The sequence below is a fragment of the Nocardiopsis sp. CC223A genome (assembly GCF_030766825.1).
Lineage (GTDB): Bacteria > Actinomycetota > Actinomycetes > Streptosporangiales > Streptosporangiaceae > Nocardiopsis.
Map to the genome: position 1 here is coordinate 24,896 of NZ_JASFDV010000036.1, position 17,705 is coordinate 42,600.

Consider the following 17,705-nt stretch of genomic DNA (forward strand, 5'->3'; position numbering starts at 1 on the left):
CGGACGTCAGGTGGTGGAGGCTTCAATGACCGACCCGTACCCGGTCGTGCACCTGCGCACCTCGGGGGTGCTCAGTCTTGAGGGCGCCGAATCCGCGATCGAGAACAACGTGTGGATCGTCGGCGACGAGGAGAGCGCGATCGTCATCGACGCCGCCCACGACCACCAGGCCATCGCCCGCGGCCTGGGCGACCGCGAGCTCATGGCCATCGTGTGCACCCACGGCCACACCGACCACATCAACGCGGCGGTGGCGCTGGCCGAGCTGACCGACAGCCCGATCCTGCTGCACCCCGACGACGCCGACCTGTGGCACCGGGTGTACCCCGACCAGGAGCCGGACGCCCCGCTGCTGCACGGCGAGGCCCTCCAGGTCGGCGGGATCGAGCTACAGATCCTGCACACCCCCGGGCACACGCCCGGCGGGGTGAGCCTGTACGCCCCCGCCATCGGCGCGGTGTTCACCGGGGACACGCTCTTCCCGGACGGGCCGGGGGCCACCGGGCAGCCGCTGTCGGACTTCCCGACCATCATCGCGTCCATCCGCGACCACCTGGCGGTGCTGCCGGGGGAGACGGTCGTCCACCCCGGGCACGGGGAGTCGACCACCGTCGCCGAGGCGGCCGCGCACCTGGACGACTGGGCGGCCCGCGGCTTCTAGCCGGCGCCGGGGCCGACGGGCGGATCATGTCCCGTGGAGTGGTGTGAGGACAACGGTCGTCCGAACGGAAACGAATCGCCGACCAGCGCGTCGTCGCCTCCGTGGCTCTGGAGTCGAACGAAGTCGCACCACTCGGTGGGACACCATCGACGGGCGGAAAACCCGTGGCGTACCGGGGCCCGTGGTCCCTACCGTGGTGCCCGCCACCGTCCCCGACCGAACGAGGCCCCGATGACCATGCCCAGGAAGGGCACCCGCAGGATCATCGTCGACGGCGTCGCCTACCGCTGGCGCCACCGCTCCCGCCGCAGTATCACCGAGGCCCGCTCCCGTCCCCTGACGTTCGCCGTCGAGCGTGAGGACGCGCCCGGCCGCCTGCTCTCGGTCACCCTGGGCGACTTGCCCCCGCTGTCCCATTACTGCTGCACGTACTGCTCGCCCGACGAGGCCATGCCCGAGCCCATCACCCCGTCCCGGGTCGCCGCGTCGATCCGCACCGCGCTCGCCGACGGCTGGGACCCCCGGGGCCCCGCCGGGGTGCACCGTCTGGACATGCGCCCGCTCATCGCCGCGGGGGTCTGACCGGCCGGGCGGCTCAGACCCGCAGCTCGAACGGGGCGGCCGCCTTGATCACCCCGTTGACCTGCACCTCCACCAGGTGCTCGCCCGGGTGGTGGGTGCGGGTGCTGATCGGCTTCACCCGGTGCCGTTTGACCAGCGTGCGACGTTCGCCCGCGCACAGCTCCACCGTGGTCCACTTGAACACCTTGGGGCGGCGGGAGCCGTCGGCCTTCACGTAATGCACCCGGTAGTCCACGATGACCGTGTGCGGGCGGTCGTCGGTGTTGACCAGCTCCACCCGCACCCGGAGTTCGCCCCCCAGGTCCAGCACGGCGGGGGACAGGGCCGGCTCCCGGGCGTCCACGCGGTCGCCGCCGGTCGCGCCCAGCAGCGCCAGGGCCCGCTGGTCGCCCTTCTTGACCAGGGTGCGCAGTGCGTGCCGGACGGTCCAGGCGGTCTCCGGTGTCGGGCTCTCCCGGGACCACCGCTCGGCCAGGTCCAGGACGCGGCCGGGGTGGTCGCGCGAGATGTCGTTGAGGTTGTTGGCGACCGAGGTGCGCACGTACGCCGACGGGTCGTTGCGCAGCACCTCCAGGACCTCCAGCACCGGTTCCGGGTCGGCGACGAACTCCGGCAGCCGCCGGGCCCAGGGCAGCCGTGGCCGCAGGCCCTCGCTGGCGAACCGCCGCACGTTGGGGTCGGGGTCGACGGCGCAGGCGTGCATCAGCTTCAGGGCCGCCTCCCGGTGGTGCACCAGGAAGGGACGCACCGCGAACTCGGAGGTGTGGCGCCGGGTGATCGCCACCAGGGCGGGCAGCGACGCCTCGGGGTGGGACACCCCGTACTCCTCCACGAACCGGGCCACCGCCATCAGGTGGAAGCCCTGCGCGTACATCCCGGCACCGTCCACCAGGTCCTCGCCCAGGGAGTCCACGAGCACCGCGACGGCCTCGGGGTAGGCGGCGGGCAGCCGGGCGCGCAGGCCCTCGGCCATCACCATCACCCGGTCCTTGAGCTCCAGCGGGCCGACCCGGGCCGCCACCTCGGCGGCGTAGCCCTCCACATCGAACTCCGGGAGCCGCTCCCGGACCGCTGTGCCCAGCACCCGCGCGGCCTCGCCGCCGACGTGCCTCTTGAGACTGCTGTCGTCTGCCATGCACCCCCCGTTCGAGGGGGCACAGTGTGCCGCTCCGCCCTGGAAAAGTCGAGATTCGCCATCAAGCGGATGATCGGTTGCTTTCATCGCGACCGTCGCATACACCCCATTACTCGCAGAGGGTGCGGGCCGCCGACACCGGGGGTGCGGGACGGCCGGCCCCGCACCCCCGGCCGGGATCAGTCGTCCGCCGGGCGGCGGATGTTGGGTGCGATCGGGGTGTCCTTGGGGCGGACTCCGATCTTGGACCCCAGCCACACCAGCGGGTCGTACCTGCGGTCGGCGGCGCGCTTTTTCATCGGGATGAGCGCGTTGTCGGTTCAGTCGTCCGCCGGGCGGCGGATGTTGGGTGTGATCGGGGTGTCCTTGGGGCGGACTCCGATCTTGGACCCCAGCCACACCAGCGGGTCGTACCTGCGGTCGGCGACGCGCTCCTTCATCGGGATGAGCGCGTTGTCCGTGATGTGGATGCCCTCCGGGCACACCTCCGTGCAGCACTTGGTGATGTTGCAGTAGCCGAGCCCGAACTCGTCCTGGGCGATCGCCCGCCGGTCGGCGGTGTCCTCCGGGTGCATCTCCAGTTCGGCCACCCGCATGAGGTACCGCGGACCGGAGAAGTGCGGCTGGTTCTCCTCGTGGTCGCGGATCACATGGCACACGCTGTTGCACAGGAAGCACTCGATGCACTTGCGGAACTCCTGCGAGCGTTCCACATCGACCTGCGCCATGCGGAAGTCCCCGGGCTCCGTCGCCGGGTCCGGGGTGAAGGACGGGATCTCCCGCGCCTTGTCGTAGTTGAACGAGACGTCGCACACCAGGTCCCGGATCACCGGGAACGTGCGCAGGGGCGTCACCGTGACCGTCTCGTCCTCGGTGAACACGCTCATCCGCGTCATGCACGACAACCGCGGCATCCCGTTGATCTCCATCGAGCACGAGCCGCACTTGCCCGCCTTGCAGTTCCAGCGCACCGCCAGGTCGGGGGTCTGGGTGGCCTGGAGGCGGTGCAGCACGTCCAGCACCACCTCGCCCTCGTTCACCTCCACCCGGTACTCCGACAGCTCCCCGTCGGCCCCGCCGCGCCAGACCCGGAACAACCGCTCGCTCATGCCCGCTCCTCCTCGTCCACGTCGTCGGCCGCCTCGGGCAGCTCCTCCTTGGTCAGGTACTTGGCCAGCTCGTCGGGGTCGAACACCGACAGCAGCTCCCCGGGGATGTCGGGCACCGGACGGTGCCCGACCGTGACCAGGTCGCCGCCGTCGGTACGGACCTCCAGGTTGATCCGCCGCCACTGCGCCGACATCTCCGGGAAGTCGTCCCGGGTGTGCCCGCCGCGCGACTCCTCCCGCTCCAGCGCCGCCGCGGCGATCGCCCGGGACACCACGAGCATGTTGGGCAGCGACATCGCCAGGTGCCAGCCCGGGTTGTAGACCCGGTCGCCGGGGGCGCTCAGCCCCGCGGAGCGTTCCAGCAGGCCGTCCAGCCGCTCCAGGGCCTGCGCCAGTTCCGGCCCGCGCCGGATGATCCCGACCAGGTCGTTCATGGTGTCCTGGAGGTCGGAGTGGAGCGTGTACGGGTTCTCCCCGGTGCCCTGCTTGAGGAACGCCAGCGCGTGCTCGGCGGCCGCGGACACCCGGTCCGCCACGCGGTCGTAGGGCGCGCGCTCGGCGAGCCCGGCGACGTACCCGGCCGCGCCCAGGCCGGCGCGGCGGCCGAACACCAGCAGGTCCGACAGGGAGTTGCCGCCCAGCCGGTTGGAGCCGTGCATGCCGCCCGCCACCTCGCCGGCCGCGAACAGCCCGGGCACGTCGGAGGCGGCGGTCTCCGCCGCCACCCGCACCCCGCCCATCACGTAGTGGCAGGTGGGGCCCACCTCCATCGGTTCGGCGGTGATGTCCACGTCCGCCAGCTCCTTGAACTGGTGGTGCATGGACGGCAGGCGGCGGCGGATCTCCTCGGCGGGCAGCCGGGTGGACACGTCCAGGAACACCCCGCCGTGCGGGGAGCCCCGCCCGGCCTTGACCTCGCTGTTGATCGCCCGCGCCACCTCATCGCGCGGCAGCAGCTCCGGCGGCCTGCGGTGGTTCGCCGGGTCGTCGTACCAGCCGTCCGCCTCCTGCTCCGTCTCCGCGTACTGGGCGCGGAACACGTCGGGGACGTAGTCGAACATGAAGCGGCGGCCCTCGGAGTTGCGCAGCACCCCGCCGTCGCCGCGCACGGACTCGGTGACGAGGATGCCCCGTACCGACGGCGGCCAGACCATGCCGGTGGGGTGGAACTGGACGAACTCCATGTTGATGAGCGACGCCCCGGCCCGCAGCGCCAGCGCGTGGCCGTCGCCGGTGTACTCCCAGGAGTTGGAGGTGGTCCGGAACATCTTGCCGATGCCGCCGGTGGCCAGGACCACCGCCGGCGCCTCGAACACGACGAACCCGCCGTCCTCGCGGCGGTAGCCGAACGCCCCGGCGATCGCCCCGTCGTGCAGCAGCAGCTCGGTGACCGCGGTCTCGGGGAAGACCCGCAGCATCGCGTCGGGGTCGCCCAGCTCGGCTGCGTCGGCCTGTTGGAGCGCCACGATCCGCTGCTGGAGGGTGCGGATCATCTCCAGCCCGGTGCGGTCGCCCACGTGCGCCAGGCGCGGGTACTCGTGCCCGCCGAAGTTGCGCTGGCTGATCCGGCCGTCGGGGGTCCGGTCGAACAGCGCTCCCCAGTACTCCAGCTCCAGGATGCGGTCGGGGGCCTCGCGCGCGTGCAGCTCGGCCATGCGGGGGTCGTTGAGGAACTTGCCGCCGCGGATGGTGTCGCGGAAGTGGACCCGCCACTCGTCGGCGGGGTTGGCGTTGCCCAGCGCGGCCGCGGCGCCGCCCTCGGCCATCACCGTGTGCGCCTTGCCGAACAGCGATTTGGAGATGACGGCGGTGCGCATGCCCTGTTCGCGGGCGGCGATAGCGGCGCGCAGTCCCGCGCCGCCCGCCCCGATCACGACCACGTCGTAGGTGTGGCGGGTCACGCCGGGTGCTCTCGGAGGAGCCATCGTGTGCCTTTCCGGGTCGGCCTCGTGCCCAGAGGGTTCAGTTGAGGAAGCGCAGGTCGGAGATGACCCCGCTCGCCATGAGCGCGACGTAGGCGTCGGTGGCGATGAGGGTGGCGATGCTCGCCCAGCCGAAGTACATGTGCCGGTCGTTGAGCCGGGAGACGCCCGTCCACAGGCGGTAGCGGACCGGGTGGCGGCCGAAGTTGCGCAGGCGGCCGCCCATGATGTGGCGGCAGGAGTGGCAGCTGAGCGTGTAGCCCCACAGCATCAGCACGTTGACGACCATGATCACGTTGCCCAGGCCGATGCCGAAGCCGCCGTCCGTCCCGTGGAAGAAGGGGACGAGCATGTCCCAGGTGTTGATCACGGTGATGACGAAGGCGACGTAGAAGAAGTACCGGTGCGCGTTCTGCGGGAGCATCAGCGGCCGGGTCTCACCGGTGTAGGACCGGTGCGGCTCCCGGACGGCGCAGGCCGTGGGCGCCTGCCAGATCGAACGGTAGTAGGCCTTGCGGTAGTAGTAGCAGGTCAGCCGGAACAGCAGCAGGAACGGCAGGCTGAGCAGGGCGTAGGGGACCAGCGGCGGGAACTCCACCGGCAGGCGCCCGAACAGCGCGGCGTCGGGCGCGCACTGGGCGGCCAGGCAGGGCGAGTAGAACGGGGTCAGGTAGTGGTGTTCCTGGACCCAGTAGTGGTCCTGTTGGAAGACCCGCAGGGTCGCGTAGACGACGAAGGTGGCCAGGCCCAGTGTGGTGAACAGGGGGCCGAGCCACCATCGGTCGGTGCGCAGGGTGCGCTGCGGGATCTGTATCCGGGCGCGTGCGGGGGTCGCGCCGTCGGGCGGGGTCACCGTCGTCTCCACCTCCAGTGGGAGGGCCCCGGGGAAGGGCCGCGGGGTGACCGCGCCTCCACCGTGGCGCCTCCGTGAGTGCCGGCCGGCCTGGGGTGGCCGGAAGGGAACCGCTCTGTCACGCCACGTTAGGTGGCTGTGATGACGGTCACATATCAGGTTCCACGAAACCCCGGGGAAAAAGATGTGAAACGCGTCACTCTTTTTCTGTTTTTTGTGCGCCTATGTCATAAAAACAGAAAAAGATAGCCCTTTGGGATGTTCGGCTCTTTTGGTGGTCAAGTGATGTAAGTGGTAGTGGTCAACCCCCGTCCCTTTCCCGGCCGCCCGCCTCCGGGTCGGTGATCAGCACCTCCAGATCCGGCCCCAGCTCCTGCGGCGACATCCCCAGCAGGTACTCGTTGAGGTGGCGGCGGAACGCGTCCGCCGAGTGCGAGGGGTCCACGTCCTTGCGCCGCGCCAGCGCCACCGTCCGCAGCAGCCGGGGCCGGGCCAGCGGCGTCCCCCGCAGGCCCGGGCGGTTCTTCAGCACCATGCTCGGCACCACCGCCAGGCCCAGCCCCGCCTCCACGAACCGCAGCACGGCGTCCATCTCGCCGCCCTCCACCGCCAGCTCCGGCTCGAACCCCGCCGCCCGGCACGCCCGCAGCGTCGCCTCGCGCACGTCGTACCCCCGCCGGAACATCACCAGCGGCCGGTCCCGCAGCTCCGTGATCCGGATCGACGCCCGCCCGGTGGGGGAGGGCCGCGCCATCGGGCTGGCCACCACCAGGTTCTCCCGCAGGATCGGGATGGTGGACAGGTCCGGGTCGCTGCTCTGGAGGGGCAGGATGATCAGCGCCAGGTCCAGCTCGCCCCGGCCCAGGTCGCGGATGAGGTCACGGGACCCGCTCTCCTCCACGTTCAGCTCGATCCCCGGGAAGCGGGTGTGGAAATCGGCGAGCACGTCCGCGAGCAGCCCCGCGCACAGCGAGGGGGTGGCCCCCAGGCGGACCCGGCCCCGGCGCACCCCCGCCAGTTCGGCCACCTCGCGCCGGGCCGTCTCCAGGTCCGTCAGGATGCGCTGGGCCAGCGGAAGCAGCGCTTCGCCGGCCGGAGTGAGTGTGATATTCCCCCGGGCACGACTGAATAACGGCGCGCCCAACTCCCTCTCAAGGCTGCGGATCTGTTTGCTCAAGCTCGGCTGGGCGACGCGGGAAAGCTCGGCTGCGCGGGTGAAATGGCGTGTGCGGGCGACGGCGACGAAGTAGGCGAGCTGTTGGAACTGCATGATCCATAGCCTATGGCTATGGAGACCAGAGTCCTGATGCCTTAGACGTCGGACTTAACTCGAATTTAAAGTGGCAGGCTGTGGCGAACAGTACCTTGACCAAGAAGCGGTCTACGGCCTACGGGTCCACGGTGGCACTCAAGTCAGCGATGGCTGTCACCGGGACGATCCTCGTGCTGTATTTGATCGCGCACATGTACGGCAACCTGAAGGTCTTCTCGGGCCAGGCGGCGTTCGACGGCTACGCGCACGGCCTGCGCGAGCTGGGCTACCCGATCCTGCCCGAGTCCGGCTTCCTGTGGATCGCGCGCATCGTCCTGCTGGCGAGCGTCCTGATCCACATCTACGCGGTGGTCATCCTGTGGCGTCGCGCCGGCCGCGCCCGGCAGAACCGCTACCAGGTGAAGAAGCGCGTCCAGCGCACCTACGCCTCGTACACCATGCGGTACGGCGGCGTCCTCATCGCGCTCTTCGTGGTCTTCCACATCCTGCACCTGACCGTCAACGTCATCGCGCCCGGCGGCGCGTCCGACAGCCCCTACGAGCGGCTCGTGAACGGGTTCCAGCCCGAGTTCTGGTACATCACCCTGTTCTACGTCGCCGCCGTCATCGCGGTCGGCTTCCACCTCCGGCACGGCATCTGGAGTGCCATGGCCACGCTCGGTGCGAACAAGGAGTCCCGCCAGGGCAAGATCAACGCGGTGGCCGTGGCCATCTCCCTGATCGTGACCATCGGCTTCCTGCTCCCGCCCCTGGCGGTCACCTTTGGACTGGTGAGTAAGTAATGTCTGACACCGACTACTTCGTCGTCGGCGACCCGATCCGGGACGAGAAGGCCCCCGAGGGGCCGATCAACGAGCGCTGGGACAAGCGCCGCTTCTCCGCCAAGCTGGTCAACCCCGCGAACCGGCGCAAGCTCTCCGTGATCATCGTCGGCACCGGCCTGGCCGGCGCCTCCGCGGCCGCGACCCTGGGCGAGGCGGGCTACAACGTCACCTCGTTCTGCTACCAGGACAGCCCGCGCCGCGCCCACTCCATCGCGGCGCAGGGCGGCATCAACGCGGCTAAGAACTACCGCAACGACGGCGACAGCATCTACCGGCTGTTCTACGACACCGTCAAGGGCGGCGACTTCCGCTCCCGCGAGTCGAACGTCTACCGCCTGGCCCAGACCAGCGTCGAGATCATCGACCAGTGCGTGGCCCAGGGCGTCCCCTTCGCGCGCGAGTACGGCGGCCTGCTCGACAACCGCTCCTTCGGCGGCGTGCAGGTCTCCCGCACCTTCTACGCCCGCGGCCAGACGGGACAGCAGCTGCTGATCGGCGCCTACCAGGCGCTGGAGCGGCAGATCGCGGCCGGCACCGTCCAGATGAACACCCGCCACGAGATGCTCGAACTGATCGTGGTGGACGGCAAGGCCCGCGGCATCATCGCCCGCGACATGGTCACCGGCGAGATCGAGACGCACTTCGCGGACGCGGTCGTGCTGGCCACCGGCGGCTACGGCAACGTGTTCTTCCTGTCGACGAACGCCATGGGCTGCAACGTCACCGCGAGCTGGCGCGCGCACCGCAAGGGCGCGCTCTTCGCCAACCCCTGCTACACGCAGATCCACCCGACCTGCATCCCGGTCAGCGGCGACTACCAGTCCAAGCTGACCCTGATGAGCGAGTCGCTGCGCAACGACGGCCGTATCTGGGTGCCCAAGGAGCACGGCGACACCCGCGACCCGCGGCAGATCCCCGAGGCCGAGCGCGACTACTACCTGGAGCGCATCTACCCGTCCTTCGGCAACCTGGTGCCGCGTGACATCGCCTCCCGCGCCGCCAAGAACGTCTGTGACGAGGGCCGCGGCGTCGGCCCCGGCGGACTGGGCGTCTACCTGGACTTCGCCGACGCGATCCAGCGCATGGGACGGGCGGCCGTCGAGGCCAAGTACGGCAACCTGTTCGACATGTACCAGCGCATCACCGGCGAGAACCCGTACGAGGTTCCGATGCGCATCTACCCGGCCGTCCACTACACCATGGGCGGTCTGTGGGTCGACTACGACCTACAGAGCACCATCCCGGGCCTGTTCGTGACCGGTGAGGCCAACTTCTCCGACCACGGCGCCAACCGCCTGGGCGCCAGCGCGCTGATGCAGGGTCTGGCCGACGGCTACTTCGTCCTGCCCAACACCATCAACGACTACCTGGCCGCCGGCCCGTTCGAGAAGATCGACGAGTCGCACCCCGAGGCCGTCGCGGCCAAGGAGCAGGTCACCTCCCGGATCAACACGTTCCTGTCCCTCCAGGGCTCCCGCACCGTCGACTCCTTCCACAAGGAGCTCGGCCACATCATGTGGGAGTACTGCGGCATGGAGCGCAGCGAGGAGGGCCTCACCAAGGCCATCGAGCTCATCCGCAACCTGCGCGAGGAGTTCTGGCGCGACGTCAAGGTGCTCGGTACCAACGACGAGCTCAACCAGGCCCTGGAGAAGGCCGGCCGCGTCGCCGACTTCCTGGAGCTGGGCGAGCTCATGTGCATCGACGCCCTGCACCGCCGCGAGTCCTGCGGCGGCCACTTCCGCGCCGAGAGCCAGACCGAGGACGGCGAGGCGCTGCGTCACGACGACGAGTTCGCCTACGTCGCGGCCTGGGAGTTCGCCGGGGACGGCAACAAGCCCGTGCTCCGCAAGGAAGCCCTGGAGTACGAGTACGTCGAGATGAAGCAGCGGAGCTACAAGTGAACATCAGCCTGCGCGTATGGCGCCAGAAGGGCCGGGACGACCAGGGCCGGTTGGTCACCTACAAGCTCACGGACGTCTCCCCGGACATGTCGTTCCTGGAGATGCTCGACGTCCTCAACGAGAAGCTCACGCTGGAGAACGAGGACCCGGTCGCGTTCGACCACGACTGCCGTGAGGGCATCTGCGGCGCCTGTGGTGTCGTGATCGACGGCGAGGCCCACGGCCCGGAGGTCACCACCACCTGCCAGCTGCACATGCGCAGCTTCAAAGACGGCGACACCATCACCGTGGAGCCGTGGCGGGCCAAGGCGTTCCCGGTCATCAAGGACCTGGTCGTCGACCGCGGCGCCTTCGACCGGATCATCCAGGCGGGCGGCTACATCAGCGCCCCGACGGGCACCGCCCCCGACGCCCACGCCAACCCGATCCCGAAGCCGGACGCCGACCGCGCGTTCGACGCCGCGACCTGCATCGGCTGCGGCGCCTGCGTGGCGGCCTGCCCGAACGCCTCCGGCATGCTGTTCACGGCCGCGAAGGTCACCCACCTCGGCATGCTCCCGCAGGGGCAGCCGGAGCGGGCCTCCCGCGTGGTCAACATGATCAGCCAGCACGACGAAGAGGACTTCGGCGGCTGCACCAACATCGGTGAGTGCGCGGCGGTCTGCCCCAAGGGCATCCCGCTGGACACGATCTCCCAGCTCAACCGCGACCTGCTGGGTTCCCTCGCCAAGGGCGTCGGCTGACCGGCCGACACCTGTCGCATCGGGGCCGTCCTCCTTCGGGAGGGCGGCCCTCGCTCATTCCCGGAGCTGCCTCCCGGTCTCTGCGAGTTCGCGGAGCCGATCGGCGACGGCCGGAATATCTTCGAGGGCGCCGGTCGTGACCGCGATGACCAGGTCGTAGGCGGCCGCGGTGTCGACAGGGGGGAAGCTCTGCCTGTTGTACCGGAGGAAGGCCTTGGCGGACAGCCAGGCAAGCCTTTTGTTCCCGTCGGACAGCGGATGGCCGATGAGAACGGACTGCATCAGGGCCGCCGCCTTCTCCCACAGGTCCGGGTAGGCGTCTTCGCGGAACGCGGAGGCCTGCGGTCGGAGGACGGCCGTATGGAGCTGCCCGGGATCCCGAAGCGTCACCGATGGAGGAAGGTTGTCCTCGACGAGGGCGAGGAGATCTTCCCTGGTGAGATAGATCGGGCGGTCGACGCTCATTCCGCCAGCCTGGCCAGCAGTTCGGCGTCCTCCCGGGCGATCTCCCGGGCCAGCTCGCGTACCCGGGCGGTCTGCCGACGCGCGAGGTAGTCGGTGATGGCGATGACGGCCTCGGCGTTCGTGCTGTTGCCGTCCTCTTCGGCGGCGGCCTTCAACCGGGCGTGGACATCGTCGGGTAGGCGCAGGTGCATGTTCATGCCCCGGATGGTACCAAGAAGTGGTATCAGTGGATGGGCCTTTCGGGTGGGCGGGCGACCTTCTCGATCCGGCCGCGGGACGCTGGCAGGGAGGCCGGGCGGCCGTGGCCGAAACGGAGTCGCCGGGGACCCTCTCCGAGGAGGCGGTGCACGCTGTGCCGAAGCCGTGTCATGTCCTGGGCGAGGAAGGGGAGCCCCGGCCGGTCGCGTCGCACCATGCTTCCGGCCAGCAGGTCCCCGACCAGGGCGTCGCCGCTCTCGCGGTGCAGCAGGGTGATCGACCCGGGAGTGTGGCCCGGGGTGTGCACGACGTCGAGCGGCACACCGTAGCGGTCCAGAGCCGTGCCGTCGGCCAGGACCACGTCCGGGGTGAACGCCGGGAAGCGCGGGTCCAGTGTGCGGGCGAGCAGCCGCCCGAACGCGTTCAGGGGGTCGTAGAACACGCTGCTCCCCGACTCCGCCCAGTGCGCCTCCGCCTCGTGGACCGCCACCGGGACCCCGAGTTCGCGCGCGAGCCGGGCCGCGCCGCCCGCGTGGTCGGGATGGCAGTGCGTCAGCACCACGAGCGAGACCGACCCCGGGTCCACCCCGGCGCGGGCGAGGCGGCCGAGCAACCGCCTCTCCCCACCCGCGAATCCGGTGTCGACCAGGACGGTGCGCTCGCCGCGCACCGCGTAGGCGGTGGAGGCGCCGAGCGGGAGCGCGACGACGGGGGACCTCATCGGACCTGCCCGAGACGCGCGAGCGGGGCCAGGGCCGAGGGCAGCCCGGCGGCCGGTCCGGCGTAGGCGATGTGCCGGTCGGGGCGCACCAGATAGGCGGCGCCGTACAGCCGGGCCGCCTCCCGTCCCCGGTCCAGCGCGGTCGGGACGGTGCCGGCTGAGACCGCCCGCGCCCAGTCGGGTGTGATCAGGCGGACCGCGACCGACTCGGGCACGGACAGCCCCTCGGCCTGGGCCGCGTCGGTGAGCAGGACGGTGTGGCGGTCGGGCGGCAGCAGGTCGTGCAGGCGCCGGGAGCGGTTCGCGCACCCGTCGAAGAACGCCGGGTCCGGCAGCCGGTCGCCGCCCGCCAGGCCGCGCACGCGGCCCTTGTTGCCCGGGACCCGCCGGTAGCCGTGGTCGAGTTGGGAGAAGCGCCGGGCCAGCGCGCGCCGGGCGCGCGGCGACGTCCGCAGCAGGGTCAGGGCCGCGTCGCGCACGTGGCGGCGCGGGTCGCCGCGCAGCAGCATCATCTGCGCGCCGCGGTGGGTGAAGGCGATGACCTGGGCGGCCACGGGGTGGCGTTCGGCCTCGTAGGCGTCCAGGGCGTCGGCGGTGCCGTGCGCGGCGGCGGCCAGCCGCCAGGCCAGGTTCATCGCGTCGCCCACGCCGAGGTTGAGGCCCTGACCGCCGAAGGGCGTGTGGACGTGCCCGGCGTCCCCGGCCAGGAAGACGCGCCCGGCGCGGTACCGGACGGACTGCTCGTGCGCCAGCGAGAAGGTCCAGAACTGGTCGACGGAGCGGATCGTGCCCTCGATGCCGGTGCGGGCCATGGCGTTCTGCGCGTCGCGCAGGTCCGGCTCCACACCCGGGGTGGCGGTGTAGGCCAGCCGGTAGCGGCGCTCGCCCGGGAGCGGGAAGACGCCGAAGATGCCCTCGGTGTCGCCGGAGAAGGTCATCTCGTTGCGGGGCAGCGGCCAGTCGACGTCGGCGTCGCACAGCACCCAGTCGTCGGCGTAGGGCGCGCCCACGCGCTCGATCCCGAGGAGTTCGCGCACGGTGCTGCGGGCTCCGTCGCAGCCGACCAGCCACCGCGCGCGGACGGTGGCCGCTCGGCCGTCGGTGACGACCGTGGCGCTGACCCCGTCGGCGTCCTGTTCCAGGCCGGTGCACTCCGTACCGCGCTCCACCCGCACACCCCGCTCCGCGAGCAGATCGATGAGCAGGTGTTCGGTCCGGGCCTGCGGGATGTCGACCATGAACGGATAGGCGGTGTCGGCGAGCGTGCGGAAGTCCACCGCGACGCGGTCGCGGTGCCCGGTCCGCAGGCACAGCACGTCGACGCGCCGACCCTCGGACAGGACGGCGTCGGCCAGGCCGAGATCGCGCAGGTGTTCCAGGGTGCGGGCGTGCAGGGCGGCGGACTTCGTCAGTTCCAGGACGCCCGCGTGCCTGTCGATGATCCGGACCGCGACCCCGAGGTGGTCGAGCCGTGCGGCGAGGGCGAGTCCGGTCGGACCGGCCCCGACGATGAGGACGTCGGTGTCCACGAGACCTCCTAAATCGAATGTTCGTTCTTTTTTAGCTTCCCTCCGGGGCGGGTGTCTGTCAAGACCGAACGTTCGTTCTATGATGAGGGCATGCCACGAGTCACCGAGGCCTATCTGGCCGAGCGCCGCGAGCACATCCTCTCCTCGGCCGCCACGTGTTTCGCCCGTGAGGGGTTCCACCGCACGTCCATGCGGGACGTGATCGCCGAGGCGGGTCTGTCCCCGGGGGCCGTCTACCACTACTTCCGGGGCAAGCACGACATCATCGTCGCGATCTCCCTGGACGCGGTCACGGCCGTCGGCGGGGCGGTGCGCTCGTCCGTCGGGAGGGGGCGGTCCCTCCCAGAACTCGTGGCCGGGCTGCCGGCCGCCATCGAGGCGTTGGACCGGGCCGACGACCGGGCCCGCCTGGCGGTCCAGGCCTGGGGCGAGGCCCTGCGCGACCCGGCTCTGGGCGCGGCCCTGCGCGAGGGGGTCGAGGACGTGCTCAACGCCCTGCGCGAGCGCGTCGACCTCGCCCGGTCGGCGGGGGAGGTCTCCGAGGACGTCGACCCGCACGCGGTGGCCCGCGTGGCGCTCGGCATCGTGCAGGGGTTCATCCTCCAGCGGGCCTGGGACCCCGAGGTCACCGCGGCCGACTACGGCCGCGGCGCGAGCGCCCTCGTGGGCGGTCTCCTCGCCCCCTGAGCCCCCTGCCCCGGCGGCCCCTCATCGTGCGCCGTGGCCGCGCTGCGTGAGAGCGCCGTGCGGCTGCCGGGCGCTCAGGCCGCCGAGTCGCGCAGCAGGCAGTAGGTCGACGGGTAACGCGAGTCGTTGAGCACCCGCACGACCCGGAAGTCGAACCGCTCGTAGTAGCCCAGGTTGGCCGGGTTCATCGTCTCCAGGTACACCGGGGCGCCGTCGGCGTCGGCCCGCTCCAGGCCCGCGTTCAGCAGCATGGACCCGACCCCCGAACGCCCCACCGCCGGGTCGGCGCCCAGCACGTGCAGGTGCCAGTGCGGCTCCCGGGGCGCGTGCGCGGCCAGCTCGGCGAAGTAGCGGAGCACTCTCGGGAACCGTGCCGGGCCCACCAGCTCCAGCCAGTGCGGCAGGGAGCGCAGGGCGGCGGCCGGGCCCCGGCCCTCCCCGCTCGGCGGCTCCCAGAGCGCGGCACCCCGGATCACCGGTCCGCGGTCGGCGTCCTCCCGGGCCTCGACGAGGGTGGAGTACCCCGGGGGGATGTACGTGAAGCCGGCCAGCAGGGCGCCGGCCCGGGTGCCCTGCGCGATACGCCGCATGTCGTCGGGGAACAGCCACAGGAACAGCGGGTCGGTATGGAAGGCACGGCCCAGGACGCGCGCCACCCCCGGCAGGTCGTCCATGGTGGCGGTGCGCACGGTGCGCGTGAGCGTACTGGTCATGGTGGTGTCCCTCTCCCTCGGCATCCCATGGTAGGTCACGGGAAGATCACGGATGGGCAGCGCGTCCGGCCCCGAGCGCACTCAGGAGGGGTCGCGCCGCAGGAACCAGCTCGTCCCCGCGTCCGGGACGGACGCCTCGCCGACCGTCCGGAAGCCGAAGCGCTCGTAGAAGCCCAGGCTCTTCCCGTTGAGGGTCTGGGTGAAGACCGGCTGGCCCTCGGAGTCCGCACGGTCCAGGCCCGCGGTGAGCAACCCGCCGCCGAGGCCGGTTCCGGCCATTGCCGGGTCCACGCCCAGCGCCGCCAGGTACAGGTGCGGCTCCTGCGGGGCGGCCATCTTCCACTCCGCGAACACCCGCACGAACCCCGCCGCCCGGGCCCGCCCCAGCAGCTGCCCCCAGTGCGGCCACATGCGCAGCGACACCAGGCGGCCCTCGGGGTTGGTCGTGTAGGGGGCCCACAGTGCGGCGCCGCGGATCACGGGGTCCGCGCCCTCCTCGGCCACCTCCACGACCCGGGTGTCACCGAAGGGCACGTAGCCGAACCCGGCGGTCAGCGCCAACATGCGCCGGGTCCGGGCCATCCTCAGTTCGAGGTCGGGGAACAGCCACTCGAACAGGGGGTCGTCGTACAGGGCGCGGCTCAGCACGCGCGCCACTCCGGGCACGTCGTCCGGCGTCGCGGCTCGGGAACCGGTGGTCACGCTCGCAGTCATACGTGGGCTCTCCAAGAGGGGGTCGTCTACCCGGCCATGTTAGATCACGAATGCGTCACGGGAGCCGTCGGGGGCGTGACCGTTTCCGGCACCTTCTGGTCGAAGACATGAGCCCGTACCCACGCGTGCATCGCGATCGCCGCGGCCGCCCCCGCGTTGATCGACCGGGTGGACCCGAACTGGGCGATCGACAGCACCGCGCGGCACACCGAGCGCACCTCCTCCGACAGCCCCGGGCCCTCCTGGCCGAACACCAGCACCGCGTCCCGCGGCAGCGGATAGGTCTCCAGCGGCACCGCGCCGGGCAGGTTGTCGATGCCGATGAGCGGCAGCTCCCGCCGTTGCGCCCACGCCACCAGCGCCCCGGTGTCCGGGTGGTGGTGCACGTGCTGGTAGCGGTCGGTGACCATCGCCCCCCGCCGGTTCCACCGGCGCCGTCCCACGATGTGCACGGCGGCGCAGCCGAACGCGTTGGCGGTGCGCACCACCGAACCGATGTTGAAGTCGTGGGACCAGTTCTCCACCGCGACGTGGAAGGGGTGCCGGACGGTGTCGAGGTCGGCGACGATCGCCTCCCGCCGCCAGTAGCGGTAGCGGTCCACGACGTTGCGCCGGTCGCCGCCCGCCAGCAGTTCGGGGTCGTAGTGGTCGCCCTCGGGCCAGGGCCCCGTCCAGGGGCCGACGCCGACCTCGCGCGTCTCGTCCTCGTCAGGGGTGCCGGGGTTCTCGTTCATCGCACCCCAGCTTAGGTACCCCCTACAGGTGGATGTCCCCCTGGACGTCCCGCGCCTGCACGACCTTGGCCCGGTCGCTCACGTCGCCGTGGATCCGGTTGGTCGTGTTGCCCTCGCCGTCCTGCCCGACGTACGTGCCCAGCCGGTTCATGAGGTCGGCGATCTCCGGGTCCGCGGCCGCGGCCCGCTCCAGGAATTCGGCCAGTGTCCCCATCGCCGCCGGGTCCTGCGGCGAGAGGCGCGCCTCGTCCATGGCCTCCTGGGCGGCGTCGTCGCCGCGGAACCGCTTGAAGACGGCCCGCTGCAACCGCTTCAGCCCCTCGCTGACGGCCTCGCTCGCGTGCTCGGAGATCGTGCCGGCCACACCGGTGACGACGGCGGTGGCCAGGGCGATGGTGATGGGGTCGGCCACGGGGGGCTCCTTCTCGCCGGGGGCGGGACACCCCCCAGTCTGGCCGATCAGGCGGCGTGCTGTCGCCCTCTCGTGACCAGGAGTGCGACCGCCCGCCAGCCGAGCATCACCGCGGCCAGGAACAGCGAGGTGACGATCACGAAGGAGAGCGGCGTCCCCTCGCCGATGATCCGCCGCACCAGCATGCCCCCGACCACGGTGATCACCCACACGGACACCCCCGTCGGCCACAGCGCCGCCGGTGCGCGCCAGGCCCGGGACACCGCCCACCCCAGCAGTGCGGCGGCCAGGAACGGCCACGCGGTCGACAGCACCGCCCCGACCGCGGTACCGGTCCCGTGGTCGGTCCTGCCGATCACGACGAACACCAGGACGCACACCAGGTCGGCCACCAGGGCCAGGGGAGCCGCATACGAACGCATGGGCCCAGGTTACGACCGCCTCCGCGCGATCCCCCGGCGGCCCCGAGAACCTTTTTCCGGCACTCGGTATCGTAAGGGGCGGTCACGGAAGGTGACCCCCACCC

At 71.2% G+C, this 17,705-nt stretch carries 20 protein-coding genes; 6 read left to right on the forward strand and 14 right to left on the reverse strand.

Translation table 11 applies throughout. The features are described from left to right. Positions 1-25 precede the first annotated feature (25 nt). Entirely contained in the window at positions 26-661 is a 636-nt protein-coding gene (locus QJS33_RS16110) for an MBL fold metallo-hydrolase (protein WP_306368798.1), read from the forward strand. Between the two features lie 231 nt (positions 662-892). Then, on the forward strand, positions 893-1,243 hold the full coding sequence (locus QJS33_RS16115; RefSeq protein ID WP_306368799.1) for a hypothetical protein: 351 nt from the start codon (positions 893-895) through the stop codon (positions 1,241-1,243). A 13-nt stretch (positions 1,244-1,256) separates the two neighbouring features. Here QJS33_RS16115 and QJS33_RS16120 read toward each other — a convergent pair whose 3' ends face one another. The 5 genes from QJS33_RS16120 to QJS33_RS16145 all read right to left on the reverse strand — a co-directional run bounded on the left by QJS33_RS16120 (position 1,257) and on the right by QJS33_RS16145 (position 7,532). After that, complete coding sequence (locus QJS33_RS16120; RefSeq protein WP_306368800.1) at positions 1,257-2,378, reverse strand: DNA alkylation repair protein; 1,122 nt, start codon at positions 2,376-2,378, stop codon at positions 1,257-1,259. 320 nt (positions 2,379-2,698) lie between these two features. Next, on the reverse strand, positions 2,699-3,487 hold the full coding sequence (locus tag QJS33_RS16130) for a succinate dehydrogenase/fumarate reductase iron-sulfur subunit (protein ID WP_306368801.1): 789 nt from the start codon (positions 3,485-3,487) through the stop codon (positions 2,699-2,701). Next, positions 3,484-5,412: a fumarate reductase/succinate dehydrogenase flavoprotein subunit gene (locus tag QJS33_RS16135; RefSeq protein WP_306368802.1), complete on the reverse strand. Its 1,929-nt coding sequence runs from the start codon at positions 5,410-5,412 to the stop codon at positions 3,484-3,486. Before QJS33_RS16135 ends, QJS33_RS16130 begins: the two co-directional genes overlap by 4 nt. Before the next feature lie 37 nt (positions 5,413-5,449). Beyond that, a complete protein-coding gene (locus QJS33_RS16140) occupies positions 5,450-6,274 on the reverse strand; it encodes a hypothetical protein (protein ID WP_306368803.1) in 825 nt (274 codons plus the stop codon). Between the two features lie 289 nt (positions 6,275-6,563). After that, on the reverse strand, positions 6,564-7,532 hold the full coding sequence (locus tag QJS33_RS16145) for a LysR family transcriptional regulator (RefSeq protein WP_306368804.1): 969 nt from the start codon (positions 7,530-7,532) through the stop codon (positions 6,564-6,566). Between the two features lie 131 nt (positions 7,533-7,663). On the opposite strand from QJS33_RS16145, the gene QJS33_RS16150 reads away from it, so the two are divergent. From QJS33_RS16150 to QJS33_RS16160, 3 genes are read left to right on the forward strand one after another with little or no spacing between them, the layout of a single operon-like run. After that, positions 7,664-8,317: a succinate dehydrogenase cytochrome b subunit gene (locus tag QJS33_RS16150; RefSeq protein WP_306368805.1), complete on the forward strand. Its 654-nt coding sequence runs from the start codon at positions 7,664-7,666 to the stop codon at positions 8,315-8,317. After that, on the forward strand, positions 8,317-10,263 hold the full coding sequence (locus QJS33_RS16155; RefSeq protein ID WP_306368806.1) for a fumarate reductase/succinate dehydrogenase flavoprotein subunit: 1,947 nt from the start codon (positions 8,317-8,319) through the stop codon (positions 10,261-10,263). The genes QJS33_RS16150 and QJS33_RS16155 overlap by 1 nt, the downstream gene beginning before the upstream one ends. Next, positions 10,260-11,006, forward strand: coding sequence for a succinate dehydrogenase/fumarate reductase iron-sulfur subunit (locus QJS33_RS16160; RefSeq protein WP_306368807.1), 747 nt, complete (start codon positions 10,260-10,262; stop codon positions 11,004-11,006). The genes QJS33_RS16155 and QJS33_RS16160 overlap by 4 nt, the downstream gene beginning before the upstream one ends. Positions 11,007-11,060: 54 nt before the next feature. Here QJS33_RS16160 and QJS33_RS16165 read toward each other — a convergent pair whose 3' ends face one another. From QJS33_RS16165 to QJS33_RS16180, 4 genes are read right to left on the reverse strand one after another with little or no spacing between them, the layout of a single operon-like run. After that, positions 11,061-11,471 (reverse strand): type II toxin-antitoxin system death-on-curing family toxin, encoded by a 411-nt coding sequence (locus QJS33_RS16165; RefSeq protein WP_306368808.1) that lies wholly within the window; start codon positions 11,469-11,471, stop codon positions 11,061-11,063. Beyond that, complete coding sequence (locus QJS33_RS16170; protein WP_306368809.1) at positions 11,468-11,668, reverse strand: toxin-antitoxin system HicB family antitoxin; 201 nt, start codon at positions 11,666-11,668, stop codon at positions 11,468-11,470. The genes QJS33_RS16165 and QJS33_RS16170 overlap by 4 nt, the downstream gene beginning before the upstream one ends. Before the next feature lie 26 nt (positions 11,669-11,694). Then, entirely contained in the window at positions 11,695-12,390 is a 696-nt protein-coding gene (locus tag QJS33_RS16175) for an MBL fold metallo-hydrolase (RefSeq protein ID WP_306368810.1), read from the reverse strand. Continuing rightward, positions 12,387-13,919 (reverse strand): FAD-dependent monooxygenase, encoded by a 1,533-nt coding sequence (locus QJS33_RS16180; RefSeq protein ID WP_306368811.1) that lies wholly within the window; start codon positions 13,917-13,919, stop codon positions 12,387-12,389. Before QJS33_RS16180 ends, QJS33_RS16175 begins: the two co-directional genes overlap by 4 nt. Positions 13,920-14,009: 90 nt before the next feature. Here QJS33_RS16180 and QJS33_RS16185 point away from each other — a divergent pair, with 90 nt between their 5' ends. After that, positions 14,010-14,606: a TetR/AcrR family transcriptional regulator gene (locus QJS33_RS16185; protein WP_306368812.1), complete on the forward strand. Its 597-nt coding sequence runs from the start codon at positions 14,010-14,012 to the stop codon at positions 14,604-14,606. A 74-nt stretch (positions 14,607-14,680) separates the two neighbouring features. Here QJS33_RS16185 and QJS33_RS16190 read toward each other — a convergent pair whose 3' ends face one another. From QJS33_RS16190 to QJS33_RS16210, 5 genes are all read right to left on the reverse strand, one after another. Continuing rightward, positions 14,681-15,319: an N-acetyltransferase gene (locus QJS33_RS16190; protein WP_306368813.1), complete on the reverse strand. Its 639-nt coding sequence runs from the start codon at positions 15,317-15,319 to the stop codon at positions 14,681-14,683. Positions 15,320-15,400: 81 nt separating this feature from the next. After that, positions 15,401-16,033 (reverse strand): GNAT family N-acetyltransferase, encoded by a 633-nt coding sequence (locus tag QJS33_RS16195; protein WP_306368814.1) that lies wholly within the window; start codon positions 16,031-16,033, stop codon positions 15,401-15,403. Positions 16,034-16,077: 44 nt separating this feature from the next. Next, a complete protein-coding gene (locus QJS33_RS16200) occupies positions 16,078-16,767 on the reverse strand; it encodes a TrmH family RNA methyltransferase (RefSeq protein WP_306368815.1) in 690 nt (229 codons plus the stop codon). Between the two features lie 22 nt (positions 16,768-16,789). Beyond that, on the reverse strand, positions 16,790-17,179 hold the full coding sequence (locus tag QJS33_RS16205) for a hypothetical protein (protein ID WP_306368816.1): 390 nt from the start codon (positions 17,177-17,179) through the stop codon (positions 16,790-16,792). Between the two features lie 47 nt (positions 17,180-17,226). Continuing rightward, entirely contained in the window at positions 17,227-17,601 is a 375-nt protein-coding gene (locus tag QJS33_RS16210; protein WP_306368817.1) for a DUF3054 domain-containing protein, read from the reverse strand. Between the last annotated feature and the right edge of the window lie 104 nt (positions 17,602-17,705).

Excerpts from the sequence above, each read along its gene's own strand:
- QJS33_RS16170 (WP_306368809.1), bottom strand. The coding sequence starts at position 11,668 with ATGAACATGCACCTGCGCCTACCCGACGATGTCCACGCCCGGTTGAAG.
- QJS33_RS16200 (WP_306368815.1), bottom strand. The coding sequence starts at position 16,767 with ATGAACGAGAACCCCGGCACCCCTGACGAGGACGAGACGCGCGAGGTC.
- QJS33_RS16185 (WP_306368812.1), top strand. The coding sequence starts at position 14,010 with ATGCCACGAGTCACCGAGGCCTATCTGGCCGAGCGCCGCGAGCACATC.
- QJS33_RS16155 (WP_306368806.1), top strand. The coding sequence starts at position 8,317 with ATGTCTGACACCGACTACTTCGTCGTCGGCGACCCGATCCGGGACGAG.
- QJS33_RS16135 (WP_306368802.1), bottom strand. The coding sequence starts at position 5,412 with ATGGCTCCTCCGAGAGCACCCGGCGTGACCCGCCACACCTACGACGTG.
- QJS33_RS16115 (WP_306368799.1), top strand. The coding sequence starts at position 893 with ATGACCATGCCCAGGAAGGGCACCCGCAGGATCATCGTCGACGGCGTC.
- QJS33_RS16130 (WP_306368801.1), bottom strand. The coding sequence starts at position 3,487 with ATGAGCGAGCGGTTGTTCCGGGTCTGGCGCGGCGGGGCCGACGGGGAG.
- QJS33_RS16210 (WP_306368817.1), bottom strand. The coding sequence starts at position 17,601 with ATGCGTTCGTATGCGGCTCCCCTGGCCCTGGTGGCCGACCTGGTGTGC.
- QJS33_RS16110 (WP_306368798.1), top strand. The coding sequence starts at position 26 with ATGACCGACCCGTACCCGGTCGTGCACCTGCGCACCTCGGGGGTGCTC.
- QJS33_RS16190 (WP_306368813.1), bottom strand. The coding sequence starts at position 15,319 with ATGACCAGTACGCTCACGCGCACCGTGCGCACCGCCACCATGGACGAC.
- QJS33_RS16195 (WP_306368814.1), bottom strand. The coding sequence starts at position 16,033 with ATGACTGCGAGCGTGACCACCGGTTCCCGAGCCGCGACGCCGGACGAC.
- QJS33_RS16145 (WP_306368804.1), bottom strand. The coding sequence starts at position 7,532 with ATGCAGTTCCAACAGCTCGCCTACTTCGTCGCCGTCGCCCGCACACGC.
- QJS33_RS16165 (WP_306368808.1), bottom strand. The coding sequence starts at position 11,471 with ATGAGCGTCGACCGCCCGATCTATCTCACCAGGGAAGATCTCCTCGCC.
- QJS33_RS16175 (WP_306368810.1), bottom strand. The coding sequence starts at position 12,390 with ATGAGGTCCCCCGTCGTCGCGCTCCCGCTCGGCGCCTCCACCGCCTAC.
- QJS33_RS16120 (WP_306368800.1), bottom strand. The coding sequence starts at position 2,378 with ATGGCAGACGACAGCAGTCTCAAGAGGCACGTCGGCGGCGAGGCCGCG.